The organism is Kitasatospora sp. NPDC088391, from assembly GCF_044753345.1.
Classification (GTDB): domain Bacteria; phylum Actinomycetota; class Actinomycetes; order Streptomycetales; family Streptomycetaceae; genus Kitasatospora.
Map to the genome: position 1 here is coordinate 699,871 of NZ_JBIVNB010000004.1, position 14,726 is coordinate 714,596.

The 14,726-nt window shown below is 74.3% G+C and carries 14 protein-coding genes; 9 read left to right on the plus strand and 5 right to left on the minus strand.

Features of this window, described 5'->3' with window-relative positions; genetic code table 11:
• Nucleotides 1–91: 91 nt before the first annotated feature.
• The 6 genes from ACIQBJ_RS16365 (at nt 92) to ACIQBJ_RS16390 (ending at nt 5,251) form a co-directional block, all read left to right on the plus strand.
• Nucleotides 92–442, plus strand: coding sequence for a DoxX family protein (locus tag ACIQBJ_RS16365; protein WP_400709648.1), 351 nt, complete (start codon nt 92–94; stop codon nt 440–442).
• Nucleotides 443–578: 136 nt separating this feature from the next.
• Nucleotides 579–1,595, plus strand: coding sequence for a DUF4129 domain-containing protein (locus ACIQBJ_RS16370; protein WP_400709651.1), 1,017 nt, complete (start codon nt 579–581; stop codon nt 1,593–1,595).
• A complete protein-coding gene (locus ACIQBJ_RS16375) occupies nt 1,592–2,122 on the plus strand; it encodes a hypothetical protein (RefSeq protein ID WP_400709654.1) in 531 nt (176 codons plus the stop codon). Before ACIQBJ_RS16370 ends, ACIQBJ_RS16375 begins: the two co-directional genes overlap by 4 nt.
• 59 nt (nt 2,123–2,181) lie before the next feature.
• The gene (locus tag ACIQBJ_RS16380; RefSeq protein WP_400709657.1) at nt 2,182–3,180 is read left to right on the plus strand and encodes an AAA family ATPase; all 999 of its coding nucleotides are present in this window, start codon (nt 2,182–2,184) and stop codon (nt 3,178–3,180) included.
• Nucleotides 3,177–4,730, plus strand: a complete 1,554-nt coding sequence (locus tag ACIQBJ_RS16385) for a DUF58 domain-containing protein (RefSeq protein ID WP_400709660.1) — start codon at nt 3,177–3,179, stop codon at nt 4,728–4,730. The genes ACIQBJ_RS16380 and ACIQBJ_RS16385 overlap by 4 nt, the downstream gene beginning before the upstream one ends.
• A complete protein-coding gene (locus tag ACIQBJ_RS16390) occupies nt 4,727–5,251 on the plus strand; it encodes a hypothetical protein (RefSeq protein WP_400709663.1) in 525 nt (174 codons plus the stop codon). Before ACIQBJ_RS16385 ends, ACIQBJ_RS16390 begins: the two co-directional genes overlap by 4 nt.
• Before the next feature lie 37 nt (nt 5,252–5,288).
• Here ACIQBJ_RS16390 and ACIQBJ_RS16395 read toward each other — a convergent pair whose 3' ends face one another.
• The gene (locus ACIQBJ_RS16395) at nt 5,289–5,933 is read right to left on the minus strand and encodes a dihydrofolate reductase family protein (protein ID WP_400709666.1); all 645 of its coding nucleotides are present in this window, start codon (nt 5,931–5,933) and stop codon (nt 5,289–5,291) included.
• Between the two features lie 161 nt (nt 5,934–6,094).
• The gene (locus ACIQBJ_RS16400) at nt 6,095–8,404 is read right to left on the minus strand and encodes a family 20 glycosylhydrolase (protein ID WP_400709669.1); all 2,310 of its coding nucleotides are present in this window, start codon (nt 8,402–8,404) and stop codon (nt 6,095–6,097) included.
• Nucleotides 8,405–8,715: 311 nt separating this feature from the next.
• Between ACIQBJ_RS16400 and ACIQBJ_RS16405 the strand changes: the two genes are divergently transcribed.
• Nucleotides 8,716–9,066, plus strand: coding sequence for a hypothetical protein (locus ACIQBJ_RS16405; protein ID WP_400709672.1), 351 nt, complete (start codon nt 8,716–8,718; stop codon nt 9,064–9,066).
• Nucleotides 9,067–9,223: 157 nt separating this feature from the next.
• On the opposite strand, the gene ACIQBJ_RS16410 is transcribed toward ACIQBJ_RS16405, so the two are convergent.
• Both ACIQBJ_RS16410 and ACIQBJ_RS16415 read right to left on the minus strand, forming a co-directional pair.
• Nucleotides 9,224–11,569 carry a TCP-1/cpn60 chaperonin family protein gene (locus tag ACIQBJ_RS16410; RefSeq protein WP_400709675.1) on the minus strand — a complete coding sequence of 782 codons (2,346 nt, stop codon included), beginning with the start codon at nt 11,567–11,569 and terminating at the stop codon, nt 9,224–9,226.
• Nucleotides 11,566–12,009: a hypothetical protein gene (locus ACIQBJ_RS16415; RefSeq protein ID WP_400709678.1), complete on the minus strand. Its 444-nt coding sequence runs from the start codon at nt 12,007–12,009 to the stop codon at nt 11,566–11,568. The genes ACIQBJ_RS16410 and ACIQBJ_RS16415 overlap by 4 nt, the downstream gene beginning before the upstream one ends.
• Before the next feature lie 615 nt (nt 12,010–12,624).
• On the opposite strand from ACIQBJ_RS16415, the gene ACIQBJ_RS16420 reads away from it, so the two are divergent.
• Nucleotides 12,625–12,861, plus strand: a complete 237-nt coding sequence (locus tag ACIQBJ_RS16420; protein ID WP_400709681.1) for a hypothetical protein — start codon at nt 12,625–12,627, stop codon at nt 12,859–12,861.
• A gap of 209 nt (nt 12,862–13,070) precedes the next feature.
• Here the strand turns inward: ACIQBJ_RS16420 and ACIQBJ_RS16425 are convergent, their stop codons facing one another.
• Entirely contained in the window at nt 13,071–13,595 is a 525-nt protein-coding gene (locus ACIQBJ_RS16425) for a hypothetical protein (RefSeq protein WP_400709684.1), read from the minus strand.
• Between the two features lie 389 nt (nt 13,596–13,984).
• Between ACIQBJ_RS16425 and ACIQBJ_RS16430 the strand changes: the two genes are divergently transcribed.
• Nucleotides 13,985–14,443 carry a DUF4265 domain-containing protein gene (locus ACIQBJ_RS16430; RefSeq protein ID WP_400709687.1) on the plus strand — a complete coding sequence of 153 codons (459 nt, stop codon included), beginning with the start codon at nt 13,985–13,987 and terminating at the stop codon, nt 14,441–14,443.
• Nucleotides 14,444–14,726: the final 283 nt, after the last annotated feature.

Genomic DNA, 14,726 nt, shown 5'->3' on the forward strand with positions numbered 1-14,726 from the left:
TGTCCGAGCAGGTACGGCGGAACCCGGGAGCGCCTCAGCGCCTCCCGGACCTCCGCCCCCCGCCCCCTGTCGCAGCACCCGGGAGTCCCCGATGTCCGTCACCCTCGTCGTCCTCGTCGTCCTCACCGTCGCCACCGCCGCCTGGGTCGGCTTCTCGGGCGTCTCGCTGGCCCGCCGCGCCGAGTTCGTCACCGGCCCGCTGGTCGAGTACGGGGTCCCGCGTTCCTGGTGGGGCCCGCTGGCCCTGGCCAAGCTCGTCGGCGCCGCCGGCCTGCTGGTCGGCCTCGCGGTGCCCGCCCTCGGCATCGCGGCCGCCGTCGGCCTGCTCCTGTACTTCCTCGGCGCGGTGGCCACCATCCTGCGGGCCCGCTCCTACAAGACCGTGGTCTTCCCCTTCCTCTACCTGGCCCCGGTCGCCGCCACCCTCGCCCTCACCCTCTGACCCGGCCGCGCCCGGTCGTCCCGACCGTTCGGCTGCTGACAGAACCTCCGGCGGTGTGCAAGGCTGTCGCCCGGTCGGCCGAGCATTCGCAACCAGCACACCGGGCCGATGCGGGGAGTACGGGGGAGTCAGCACCATGTCGCGTACAGGCGGCGCCGGTCGTCGTGGAGCGGTCGCGTCGCGGTGGGCGGGCACGGCCGCGGCCGGTGCCGCGGTCCTCGGGCTCGGAGTGGCGGCGCTGGCCCTGCGCCCGGACGCGGACCCGCCCCGCGGCCACGACCTCGCGCCGCTGGCCCACCACTCCGGACTGATCGGCCTGCTGGTCGTGGGGAGCGCCGTCCTGCTGGGCGTGCTCGCGCGGCGGTTCCGGGCCGCGCTGAGGTCCGGCCCGCCGCCGACCGCCGCGGCGGGCCGGCTCGCGGACGCGGTGGGGCTGCTGCTGGTGGCGGGGGCGGTCCTGATCCCCGTCGCGTTCCTGCTGGTGCACGGGCAGGACACCGGCCCGGCGCCGTTCGTCCCCGAGGAGCCGCAGCCCACCCGGATGCCGCTCGGCACGGCGGGGCCGAACACGTCGGGCAGGTCGGTGTCCGGCCACGGCACTTCGTCCCCGCACCCGCAGTCGGGGCTCCACCTCGGTACGGGACTGCTGTGGATCGGCCTGGCCGCCGCCCTGCTGGTGGCCGCGGTGCTCGCCGTCCGCCTGTGGCGCCGCCGCCGCTCCCGCCCGGCCCCGCCGCCGACGGCGGCTCTGGTGCACGGCACGGGCGGCGTGGCCGGCGCGGGGGTGCTCGCGGAGGCGGTCGCCTCCGGGCGGGCCGCGCTGCTGGGCGGGACGGACCCGCGCGGCGCGGTGATCGCCTGCTACGGGGCGATGGAACTCTCGCTCGCCGACGCGGGCGTCGACCTGCTGGACTCCGACAGCCCGACCGACCTGCTGCGCCGCGCCGCCCGGACCGGCCACCTGGACGACACCGGCGACGCGCAGACCCTGGCGGAACTCTTCCGCGAGGCCCGCTACTCCACCCACCCCATGGACGCCGACCACGTCCGCCGCGCCACCGCCGCGCTGGACGCCATCGCGGCCGCCCTCGCCGAGCCGGCCGCCACCGCCACCGCCCCCGCCACCACCGACCTGCCGGGGGGCGTCCGGTGACACCCCCCGCGAAGCCCTCGGAAGAGCCCTCGGCGAAGCACCTCGTCCCCGGCAGCGTCGCGCACAGCCTGGCGCACGCCGCCGTCCTCGCCACCGTCGTCGAGACGGGCCTCGCCCTGGTCGGCGGACTGCCCGCGTTCTGCGGCGGAGCCCTCGTCCTGACCGTCCTCGCGCTGGTCGTGGCCCGGTACGCGGCCGGCGCCCACTCCGAGGACCGGGGGCACCGCAAGGAGACCCACCGGATGCACGCCCGGCAGGTCGACCTCGGGGACTGGCGGCAGCAGGTGACCCGCTCCCTGCGGGAGGAGGACGGCTACGGGCCGGTGCTGCGCCACCGCGTCCAGCGCCTGTACGACGCCCGACTGCTGGAGCGCCACCGCCTCTCCCGCCACCACCACCCCGAGCGGGTCGCCGAACTGACGGGCCCCCAGGTCTGGCCGTGGCTGGACCCGGCCCGCACCGACCCGCCCGGCCCGGTCACCGAGTCGGACCTGCGCCTGCTCGTCGAGGGACTGCGGCAGCTCTGACCGCCCCGCCCCTCCGTCCTTCCTCTCCTCTTCTTCTTCCCCTTCTTCCCAGGAGCACCGTGACCAGCACCCACCCGGCCCCCGGCACGCTGACGCCGCAGCAGGCGGGCGAGTGCGCCCGCGCCGTCCTCGACGAGGTCGAGCGGGCGGTGACCGGCAAGCGGGAGGCCCTCGAACTGGTGATGCTGGCCGTGCTGGCCGGTGGCCACGTCCTGGTCGAGGACCTGCCGGGGCTCGGCAAGACCCTGCTGGCCCGGTCCTTCGCCACCGCGCTCGGCCTGGACTTCCGCCGGATCCAGTTCACGCCCGACCTGCTGCCCTCCGACGTGTCCGGCGCGCCGTTCTACGACCAGCGCACCGGTGAGATGGTGTTCCGTCCGGGACCGGTGTTCACCCAGCTGCTGCTGGCCGACGAGCTCAACCGCACCCCGCCCAAGACCCAGGCGGCGCTGCTGGAGGCGATGGCCGAGACGCAGGTGTCCGTCGACGGCACCACCCACCCGCTGCCGTCGCCGTTCGTGGTGATCGCCACCGCCAACCCGATCGAGTACGAAGGCACCTACACCCTTCCCGAGGCACAGCTCGACCGCTTCCTGCTGCGGGTGCGGATGGGCTACCTGCCGGTCGCCGACGAGGCCGCGATGCTGCGGGCCCGGCTGGACCGGGCCGCGCCCGAGGCCGTGCTGAAGGCGCTGACCGATCCGCTGGAGGTGCTGGCGATGCGGGCGGCGCTGGAGCGGGTCGAGGTCTCCGGCGACCTGGTCGACTACGTGGTGGCGCTGCTGGACGCGACCCGCAGCGACCCGCAGCTGCGGGTCGGCGCGTCGCCGCGCGGCGGTCTCGCGCTGATCCAACTGGCCCGCGCCCGGGCCGTGCTGGCGGGGCGGGACTACGTCGTTCCGGAGGACGTCAAGGCGCTGGCGGTCCCCGCGCTGGCGCACCGGGTGTCGCTGCGGCCGGAACTGTGGGTCCGTCAGGTCGACGCGGACGAGGTCGTCGCGGACCTGGTGGCCCGGGTCCCGGCTCCGCGCACCGCCCCGGCGGCGGTCGGCGCGTGACACCGGCCCGCGCCCTCGGCGGGGACGCTCCCGACACGGCCGAGCCGCCCTCCTCGTCCTCGTCCTCGTCCCCGCCCTCGCCCCCGTCCGCGTCCGCTCCTGCGGGCGGGCGGTTGGCGGGCCCCGCGCTGTCCCGCGCCCTGGGCGAGGACGTCCCCGACGCGGCGGAGCCGCCGCCGCTGCCGCCCCCCGGCGGGCGGTTGACGGTCCGGGCGCTGCGCCTGCTGTCGGTCGCGGTCGCGGCGGCGGGTGCCGCGCTGCTGCTCCGGGAGCCGTGGCTGCTGGCCCCGGCGGCGGCCGCGGTCGTGCTGCTGGCCCTGGGCGCGGCCGGGGACAGCGCGCCGAGGAACCTGTCCGCGACGGTGGAGGTCACCCCGCGCCGCTGTTTCGAGGGGGAGGTCCTCACGGCGCGGATCGGTGTCGACTTCGCGGGAACGGCGGGCTGGCTCGACCCGGGGGTCCACCTCGGCCCGGGCGTGGAACTGCGGTCGCTGGCGGTGACGGGGGCGGTCGTGGAACTGGAGCTGGCGGTGGCGCGCTGGGGGCACCCCGTCCTGGGCGCCGTCGACGTCGACGTCCACGACCGCGGGGGCCTGGTCCGGCGCACCGTGCGGGCCGACCTCGGCCGCGCGCAGGTGTTCCCGGTGCCGGGCGACGCGACGCTGACACCGGTCCCCGTCCATCTCCCGGCGTCGATCGGCGAGCACACCGTGCGCCGGGCCGGCGAGGGCATCGAGGTGGTGGGGGTGGCCCCGTACGCGTGGGGGGAGCGGCAGCGGCGCATCCACTGGCCGTCCACCACCCGGCGCGGGGCGCTCCAGCTCAACCGCTTCGCGGCCGAGCACGCCGCCGACACGGTGGTGCTGATCGACGCCCGCGCCGACTACGTGGACGCCGCCACCGGCACCTCCAGCCTCGACGAGTCGGTCCGCGCGGCGGCGGGCATCGCCCGGGCCTACCTGCGCAGCCACGACCGGGTCGGCGTGGTCAGCGTCGGTGCCGCGGTGCGCTGGCTGCGCCCGGGGACGGGCGACGCCCACTTCTACCGGATCGTGGAGACGGTCCTGGACGCCCGCGACCCGCTCGCCGACCGCAGCGGTACCGACCGCAGCGGTACCGACCGCGGCGGCACCGACCGCCGGGGCACCGACCGCCGGGGCACCGGCCGCCGGGGCACCGGCCACCGCAGCACCGCCGGGCGCGGGGGCGACGAGTCCGGCGCGGGAGCCGTCGCGCTGGCGGTGCCCGCGGACGCGCTGGTGTACGTGCTCACCCCGCTCGCGGACCTCCGCATCCTCGACACCCTGGCCGCGTTGACGGCGCGCGGGACCGCGCTGGTCGTCGTCGAGGTGCCCACCGGCAGCCCCCGGACCGCCGCCGCCGACCCGGCCGCCGACCTCGCCCTGGAGCTGTGGCAGGCCGAGCGCGAGGCGGTCCGCGCGGCGCTGCGCGGCCGGGGCATCCCGGTGGTGGCCCACCGCCCCGGCGAGAGCCTCGACCTGTCCCTCGCCCCGCTGACGCGTTCCAGAATCCCGGGAAGGCCCCGATGACGTCCAAGGACCGCACCGCCCGGCCGCTCGGCCTCGCACTGGCCCTCGCGGCCTGCGACCCGCCCACCCTGCTGCGCCACGGCGTGCCGGGGATGCTGGTGGCCGCCGTCGCCTGCGCCTTCGCCTGGTGGGCGGCCCCGGCCGTGGTGCGCCGCCCGGTCCGCGCCACCACCGGCCTGCGCGGCCGGCTCGCCCACCACCGCAACACCGTGCTCGCGGCCGGCACCGTCCTGCTCGCGGCCCTCCACCACCCGGGCCCGTGGACCGCCGCCGTCTACACCGCCCTCCTGCTGGCCCACCTCCTGCTGACCGACGCCCGCGCCGCCGGCCCGCCGGGCCTGTGCCAGCTCCGCGGCCGCCTCGCCCCCGTGGCCGCCGCCACCGGCGCCGCCGCCGTCCTCGCCCTCGCCCTCCTCCCCACCACCGTCGACGGCTGGGCCCCCCTCCTCGCCGTCCTCGCCCTCACGGCCACCGCCGCCACCGTCGCCCTCACCCTGCGCGGCCCGACCGGCGGGCGCTGACGGCCCGACCTCCGCCCGCCCGCCGGGGCCGGTGTGCTCAGCGCTGGAAGGTCACGTGGGTGACGCCGGAAGGGGAGGAGACCGATTCCACGGAGCCGAAGCGCTGCTCCAGGCCCTCCAGGCCGTCCCAGAGGCGTTCGCCGCGGCCGAGGAGGATCGGGACGACCACCAGGTGGAGGTGGTCGATCAGGTCGCGGGCCAGGAATTCGCGGACGACGGTCGGGCCGCCGCCGATGCGGACGTCCAGGCCGTCGGCGGCCGCGCGGGCCTGCCGCAGCGCCTCCTCGGGCGGGGCGTCGAGGAAGTGGAAGGTGGTGCCGCCCGCCATCTCCAGCGAGGGGCGGGGGTGGTGGGTGAGGACGAAGACCGGGGTGTGGAACGGCGGGTTCGGCCCCCACCAGCCCTTCCACTCCTCGTCCGCCCAGGGGCCGCGCTGCGGGCCGAACTTGTTCCGCCCCATGATCTCCGCGCCGACGCCGTGCTCGGACGCCTGCGCGAAGGACTCGTCCACGCCGGTGCCGCCGCCGTCCTGGCCGCGCATGGCGCGGAACGTCCTGGTCCGGAACGCCCATTCGTGCAGGCGCATGCCCGCGTGCCCGAAGGGCGCCTCCTCGCTCTGCCCCTCTCCGGTGGCGAATCCGTCCAGCGAGATGGAGAAGTTGTGCACCCTGACCCGGGACATCGGGGCTCCGTCCTTGCGCGTGTGCGGTCCGCCCGGCCCACGGGCGGCACCTGGGACGCCGTCAGCGTGCCACGCGCCACCGACAACCCACCCGCCGCCACGCCCGTCGCCCGGCCGTCCGCCGGGGGGCGGGTGCGCCCCCGGCGGACGACCGGGGCCGGTCAGGCGATCTGCCAGGTCTGCAGGGCCGAGCCGGTGGACGGCTGCTGGGTGACCTGGGCGCCGTCGGCGGTGGAGGCGGTGGTCAGGGCGAGGCCGCTCTTCCGGTTGGTCACGGTGTAGCCGCTGCCGAGGGGGACGAGCCGCCAGTGCTGGCTGTCGGCGCCGGTGCAGGCGGCCTGGACGACGGCCGCCCCGGCGGTGGTGGCTCCGGCGGCGACGTCGGCGCAGAGGTGCGAGGCGCCGTTGGCCAGGGTGTAGCTGCCGTCGGTGTCGAGGGCGAGCTGCCACTGCTGGTTGGGGCCGCCGTGCGGGGTCCAGGTGATCAGCCTGGTGCCGGCGGCGGTGGAGGAGGCGGGGTCGTCGAGCGCCTTGCCGCTCGCGGTGAGGGTGCGGGTGCCGCCGAGCCCGCCGCCCGCGTAGACCTCGAACTCGTGGAGGGAGTACCCGTAGGCGGTGCCGCGCCCGGTGCCGTACATCCGGACGTAGCGGCCCGAGCCGGTGAGACCGGTCAGGTCCTGGACGCCTCCGGCGCCACTGGTGGTGGAGTAGACGGTGCGCCACGTGGAGGCGTCGTCGGAGACCTGGATCCGGAAGGCCCGGCCGTAGGCGGCCTCCCAGCGCAGCACCACCCGGCCGATGGCCCGGGTGGTGCCGAGGTCGACCTGGAGCCACTGCGGGTCGCCGTAGGCGCTGGACCACCGGGTGGCGCCGTCGCCGTCGGTGGCGGCGGAGGCGGGGAAGTCGGCCGTCTCGGTGCTGGACGCGGTGGTCGGCCGGTTGCGGGCGAGGTTGCCGGGCTGGGCCAGGCCGGGCCAGGCCGGGTTGTGACCGACGGCCGTGACGATCGGCCCGAACGCGTCGTAGCCGGCGGTCGGCCTGGGCGAGCCCCAGGTCTGCTGGGCGAGGACGCGCAGGGGGAACATGATGCCGGCGGCGATCTGGTCCTCGGTCTCCGCGTTCGGGTTGTCGCACCACACGTGGATCAGCGAGCCGCGGTTCGCGCTGCCGTCGGTGACGGTGGCGCCGCCCTGGAAGAGGTCGGGCGTCCAGGTCTCGTACATCCACTTGGTGTCGGGCTTGGCGCCGCCCAGGACGTAGTAGGTGGGCGTCCAGGACTCGTTGGCGACGGTGTGCCCGCGCGCGGTCAACTGCTGAGGCGTGAGCCCGTAGTCGTACCAGTACTCGACGAGGATGTCGCTGTTGGGCGTGACGGTGCCGTCGCCCGACTTGATCCCGTCGTTCCACATCCGGGTGGTCTTGCCGGCCGCCCGGACGAGGGCGTCGGACCAGTTGACGAAGCCGTAGTAGGTGTCCTTGGCGGTGGCGTTCGCGCCGTAGTGGGCGCGGGCGTACGCCAGCAGCTGGGGGTACTGGCCGTAGTCGCCGACGTACTCGTCCGCGCCGATGTGCCAGTACGGCGCGGGGAAGAGCGGCAGGTACTCGTCGATCAGGTCCTCGACCAGGGTGTACGTGCCGGGGAGCGACAGGTCGATGAACTCGTTGCTCGCGGTGCCGGAGCTGTTCTTGAGCCTGAGCTCGGGGTGGGCGGCCAGGACGGTGTTCATGTGCCCGGGGGTGTCGATCTCCGGAACGATGGTGACGTGGTACTTCTGCCCGAGGGCGACCAGCTCGGCGATGTCCTGCTTGGAGTAGTGGTCGGCGGAGACGATCTCCGGGTGGGTCGAACTCTCCAGCCGGAAGCCGAAGGTGTCGGAGAGGTGGAAGTGGAAGTAGTTGAGCTTGAGGTAGGCCAGTTCCCTGATGTGCTGCTCCACCCAGGCGACGGTGAAGAACTTCCGCCCCTGATCGATCATCAGGCCGCGCTCGGGCTTGGCCGGCCAGTCCACGGCCGTCCCGGCCGGCACGGTGGCCGACCCGTGGAGCAGCTGGAGGACCGTCCGGGTGCCGTAGAAGGCGCCGACGTCGGTGGAGCCCTGGAGGGTGATCGAGGAGCCGACCGTCATCCGGTAGCCCTCGGCGGGCAGTGAGCCGTCGCCGAGGGTGAGGGAGATGTCCCCGGAGGCGGCCGTCCCGGTGTCCACGCTCACCGTCCGGCCCTCCAGGGCGCCCAGGTCCTCGGCGAAGGTCGCTGCCTCGTCGGTGAGTTGGGCGCTGTACGCCGGGTCGACGACGATCCGGGAGGCGGCGCCGAAGGTGTAGCCGCTGCCGCCGCCGGCGGTCCACTGACGCAGGGCCGGAACCGTCTGCGGGGCCCCGGTCGCGGCACCGGCCGGCGCGGCCGTGACGGCGGGCACCACCACGGCGGCGGCTGTGCACAGGGTGGCGAGCAGGAGTCTGAGCAGGCGCATGTGTGCCTCCGGGGGCTCAGGATCGAGGGGGACGGTGAGCGCTGCGGCCCTGACGCACGGCGGGCCAACTGCCCAACAGTGCAGCCCAGTTGACACATGATGTCAATAGTTGCTCACTGGTACGTACTTCTGAGCACGATCGCGCAGCCGAAGTCGGCGCACCCCCGCACGGCGGACGCTCCCTCACGCCTCCAACCCCTGGGTAGCATGGGCCCACGACCGGAACAGGGCACGACAACGGGGGCGGCGTGACGGAGTTGACGGAGTCCGAGGATTTCGGATGCGCGACATGCTGCGCCGACGACGTCGCGGTGGCACGGGCGCACCACCGCAACCGCACCGGGGTCCGGCACGAGGCGATGATCCGGGACGACTCGCACTTCATCGTCTCGATCCAGCGCTGCACCCTCTGCTCCCAGGCCTTCGCGAGCGTCTTCACCGAGTACATCGACTGGGCCGCCTCGCAGGACGCCCAGTACCGGACCGTGCTGCCGATCACCGACGCCGAGGCGGACGACCTGACCGCGGGCCGGTTGAGCCCGCACCGCATCGGAGCCCTCGGACGCAACCGCCGCCACCTGCAGAGCGACTGGCCGAGCGACGCCGACGAACCCTCCGTGTACTGGGACAGCGGCGTCTTCGAGGTACGCGAGGGACGCTGACCCGGCGGCCGGGTCGGCCCCCCGCGCCGGCGGGCCCGGGCAGAGCGCACCGCCGTCCGATCCGGCCGGAGACACCCTCCTCCCGGCGCCGCCCCGACACCGTCTCGTCGACGTCCCGGCGCAGCCGGCACGTCCTTCTCGCCGGCCCGGAGCTCCGTCATTCGACCATGAGGAACCGTTCCGTGAGCCCGGCCGCTCTGTCGATGGCTGCCGCAGCCTGCGCGACCGGTGTGAACAGGCCGGCCTCGGCCAGGTCGCGGAATCCCCCGGTGCGGACGTCGAACACCGATGTCGAGGGCGTCCGGTGGAGGTCCTGGAGCATCTCGTCCTCCTCGTAGCCGGCGTTCGCGCCGATCCTGAGGTAGGGCTCCTGCAGCGCCTGCGCCAGGACCGCGGCCGCTTCGGCCTGCTCCCGCCCGGTGCCCTCCGACGCTTCGAGCAGCTGCGCGGCCCGCGCCAGCCCGGCGCCGCCGCCCGGGATGACGCCCTGGTCGTACGCGAGGCGGCACACCAGCAGGATCCGTTCCACCAGGGCGACGCGTTCGGTGAGCTTCTCCTGCGTTTCGCCGCCCACGCGGATGACGCACAGGCCGTGCGTGAGGCGGTCGATCCGGTGCTGGTACCAGGCCCGCTCCCCGGGCGAGGCGGCGCGCGGGAGGTGCTCGGTGAGCGCGTTGACGTGGGAACCGGTCAGCTCCGGCTTTCCGCCGGCGCCGGAGACCAGGGTGCGGTCCTTGGTCATCACGACCTTCACCGCGGTGCCCAGGTGGGAGAGTTCCAGGCTTTCGAGGGCCGGCCCGGACCGCGCGGTGACCAGGGTGGCCCCGGTCGCGACGGCGAGGTCCTGGGCGGTGCCCCAGTCCATGGCGCCGCCGGGGAAGGTCGGAAGCTTGACCGCCACGGACTTCAGGGTCTCGCGGACCTTGTTGACCACCAGCGTCGCCATCGTCTCGTCCCGCACGTCCCGCGCCACGACCAGCAGCGGTTTGCCCGAGGACATGATCTTCTCCAGCAGCGGCACCAGCGGGTGGACCGAGGACAGTTCGAGGTCGGTGACCAGGAGGTAGGCGTCGTCCAGGACCGCTTCGGCGCGCTCCGCATGGGTGACGAAGTGGCCCGACATGTAGCCGGAGTCGATGCGCAGCCCCGCGGTGCGGATGCTGTCGATCCCGAACCCGTTGGCCTCCTCCACGTGGACGGCGCCGAAGGCGCCCATCGCCAGAACCGCCTCGGCGACCAGGGCACTCGTCCCGGGGTCGGGGCAGACCTCCGTGGCGATCGCGGTCAGCGCCGCCAGGTCCGGCCGGATCGCCGATCGGGTCAGCTGCTCCCGGACCAGGTCGGTCGCCGCCCGCAACCCGTGCAGCAGCCGTACCTGCCGCGCCCCGCGGCGCTGGGCGTCCATCATGCCGCGCACGCTCGCCCAGCCGATGGCCGCCGCCGTGGCGGCGCCGTCGCCGACCGTCCTGCGCATCTCCAGCACGAGATCACGCACGTACGCCATGCCCACCGCGTCGCGCGGGTCGTCCGGCCGGGACTGCTCGGCGATCGCCAACGAGTCGGCGGCCTCCTGGTAGATCCCGGTCCCGTCGCGCAGGATGACCCGCCGGCCCATCGGGCCGAGCGTGCGCCCGATGGGTTCGGCCAGGGCCTTGATGCCGCGTGCGACGACCAGTTGGTTCTGCGTGTACGTCGAGGCCACGGGCTTGGCGGAGGCGGGCGCCCCCGAGACCGCCACCCCGGCCGACCTGCGGGCCGCCTTCTGCACCAGACGCATCCGGTGCGGTTCGGCGGCGTGCGCGAAGAACCGCGGACGCTGCTCCGGCTGCCGGCGCAGCACCCCGTCCTGGACGTGCTTGAAGAACTCGTCGACGGTGATCCAGCCGTCCTCGCCGCCAGGCGCCGCGTCCCCGGTCAGCGTTTCGAGGACCGCGTCCGTGAAGACCGAGGCGCGGGGGGACTCGAGCACCATGCTGTCGGCTTCGTACGCGTACTCGTACCGGTCGCACGCGGTGATCACGACGTACCCGTCGCCGACCCTGCCGTCCATGACGTCCGGCGTACCGGCCTTGAACCCGTCGGTGAACGCGCCGCTGAAACACGCGTCGAGCAGCAGCAGGCGCCCGGCCGCCGCGCAGTTCTGCAGCTGATCGTTGACGTAGGACGCCGGAACGGCCGAGCCGGCCGGGCGATCGGTCCGGGTGTTGGTCGCGGCGAAGTAGAGCTGGCCCTGGGCGCTGACGAAGCCGTGGCAGGAGAAGTAGACCAGGACGAGGTCGTCACCGGCCCGGTCGGCCAGCACGTCCTCGACGGCGGCACGGATCTCGAAGTCCGGCGCGTCCCGCAGCACCCGGACGTCGTCGAACGCGCCCGCGTCGGGGTCCTCCAGCACGGCGGCCAGTCGTTCGACGTCCTGGTCCGGAGCGCGCAGCCGACCGAGCCGGGCATCGGTGTACTCGCCGGTCGCCACGAGCAGGGCGTGCCGTCGCCCCGTCCCGCTCATGCCGACCCACCGCTCTCCGACTCGCCGGGCGCGGCATCGGCGGCGGACTGCCCGGCCGCCAGAACCTTGGCGATCCACGCGTCGGCCAGCTGGCGCTCCGTCCGCGCGGACAGGCCCTCCGCCGTGAACGTCTCACCCCCCGATTCCAGCGTGATCTTTCGCGCCGAACCCCGCTCCACGAACGCGATCGCCAGGCGGACCAATTGCCGCAACCCCGCGACGGACAAACCGGTCGTCACCAAAAGCTCGCCCGCGGTCGCGAATACGCCGCTCTTCGTATGGTCCGGGGCATCCCCCGCCGGTATCCGCGTCACCACAGCACGTGCCGCCGTCAGTTCCCCGGCCAGCTGATCCGATACGGCGGACAGCCGCCGCGCCCCGCCGGATTCGTCCACCTCGATCGCCAACACCACCCGCGCAACTGCGGTTCCGGCTGCCACGGACCACCTCCCGTCATAAGGCCGACCCGGCAGACCCGCGCATGCGACGGAACACCTGGAATCCGTCACGCGCCCACCCGTCGATACCGCCCCGGCCGTTCCGTCACTAGCTCCCCACCAGGAGCCTCGACAAACCATTCCCCCTCCCGAATTCATTGGACGGAAATGGCCTGTCCAGGTCCGCCCGGCGAAAATCCCTGCCCCGTTCCCGGTAGCGGGACGCTGTGATCGGAATCGATTCCCCCGGAGCCCGTGAAACAATTGTGGCGACTGTTACTGATGGGGCCCGGCCGAAAAACTGCAGGCCGAACCCCTGCCCGCCGCCGATCGCCGGGCCCGGCATTCCCACCACGGCACCACCGGTCCGGTGGCCCGGTGGTCCGGCCATATGGTCAAGTTGCTCCCGGCGTGCGCTGCCCCGGCTCTGCCGCGACGGCCCCGCCGTGGTGCACAGCAGACCGGTCTCGGCCCGCAGCGCGGGCAGGGGCGCTCCACGAGAACTCCATGATCTTGGAAGCCGTGCCTGCCTGACCCGGGCAAGCATCAGCGACGGGGTACGACGGCACGTAGCATCAGCCTGTGACGAGGACACCGAGGCCAGGAGCTCATTGCCCTGTGTGCGGGCTCGATCAGGGATTCGATCCCTGGGGTTCCGACGGACTGACGCCGTCGTTCGCGATCTGCAGCTGCTGCTTCATCGAGTTCGGCTACGAGGACGCCTCGAATGCGGGGGTCATGACCGCGCGGGCTGCATGGATCGAGGCTGGCTGCCCTTGGCGCGGATCGGTGAGCGAACGCCCGGCGGCGTGGGATCCCCAGGTGCAACTGGTCGACAGCTTGAAGCTGCCGTAAGGCTGGGTCTCGGGCTGGACATCCGTATCCGTGAATGCCTCTCACCCTCTTGAGGCCACATGCTCACGAATCGGACATCCCGCGACTTCGCCGAAGCCCTGCCCCTTGCCCGTCCGACCGGGCAGGGGCGGGCGTCGGCTGTGGCGGCGGACGGCCGGAGCCGGTCCCGAAGCGCTGTCGACAACGCCCGCAGGCCGACCGAGGCCGCCTCAGCCCTCGATGAGCGGGGCGTAGGGCGTGTTCTCGGGTGTGAAGACCAGGGCGTACTCCCGGCCGGGCCCGGTGGCGACCTCGCGCAGGCGGGCGAGGGCCTCGGGCGCGGTGGGCAGGGACAGGCCGAGGGCGGTGGCGGCGCGATCGCGCTGCTCGGCCAGGTCGGGGACGTCCTCCGCCCAGTCCTCGGCCAGTTCGGCGCTCTCCTCGGCGGTGAACGCGCGGCAGTCCCGCCACCAGGGTGCGACGAGCAGGAGCCGCAGCAGCTCCGGCAGGCCGATCGCGAGGAGGGCCGCGCCGCCCTCGGAGTCCGCGTAGAGCACCGGGCGTTCCTCGCCGCCGTCCCCGCAGAAGAAGTAGGTGCCGCCGGCGCCGTCGCCCGCGAAGCCTTCCAGCGCCGCGCCGCAGGCCAGGTGGACCGGTTCGACGTGGTCGCCCCGGTCGAGGTCGAAGTCGCCCGGCCAGGACAGGTAGTCGGCCGCGTCGTCGTTCCCGCGGACGGTGGTGATCAGCGATCGCATGCACCGCACCGTAGCGGACCGGGGCCGCACGGTGCTCTCGCCGTCCGGGCGGGGCGGGCGGGGGCGGTCGGTTCGGGTTGCCGCCGGAGAGCGGGGCCCGGCTTCGGCGGGGACCGGCGTGCCCGGGGGACAGGGTCCGTCAGGTCCTCACGAACCAGGCGTACAGGTAGGCGCAGGCCGCCGCCTCGGTGTCGAACCTCCTGGAGTGCGGCGAGGAGCCGGTGGCGGTCCGTGGGCGGGGCTCCGGTCTCGGGCACGAGGCGGCCCTCGACCTGGCGGGTCGGGGACCGGGGCGTCCCCTCCTCGGGCCACCGTACCCAGTGCCGCAGCGCCGGTGTCCGGCCGCCCGGGCCGCTTCCTCGTCGCGCTCGTGTGACACGATCACGCTCATGATCGATGAGTCCTTCGCCGGTGCTGACACCCACGTACGGCTGCTGGCGGGCCACAGCGGCGCCGGGCAGCCGGTGTTCGAGGTGCTTCCTGCCCGGACCCTGGGAGCGGACGCGTTCGAGCTGACCGGCAGTCCTGGCCTGGTGCCGGGATGCGCTGCCGGAGACGTGCTGCAGGTCGCCGACGACGGGACTTTCGAGGTGACCGGGCCCGGGGCCAACGTCTGCGTCCAGGCCTACCGCGGAGGCCCCTTCTCGGCGGAGGACCTGGCGGGACTGGCGGCCGGCCTCACCGCCCTGAACGGGCTGGCCGAGGCGCCGGCGGACCGCCGGTTCATCGTGGGGACGGTCGCCCGCAGGGTGGGACTGCCCGCCATCGAGCGGGTCATGAACGACTGGGCCGCCGGCGTGCACAACGTCGAATGGTGGTTCGGGAACGCCGACCGAGCCGGCTGCTGACCCCGACCCGCGAACCCGGAGCCGATGTTGTTCCCCATGAAGGCGTCCTTCCGGGCCGGATCTCCGGAAGCCCACCCGATCACTGCGGCGACCACCTTCTCCCGGGAGACCGTCCGGGTCCGGTAGTGCTCGGCGGCGCCGCCGTCCCGGTACTCCAGTTGGTAGGTGTTGTCGTCGCGAAGCCGCACCTGGACGTACCGGTCGGCGTCGGGCTGCTCCGGGACGTGCTCGACGATCAGGAACGCGTTTCCGCGTCGGAGATCGGCCAGCATGGTGCTCGTCG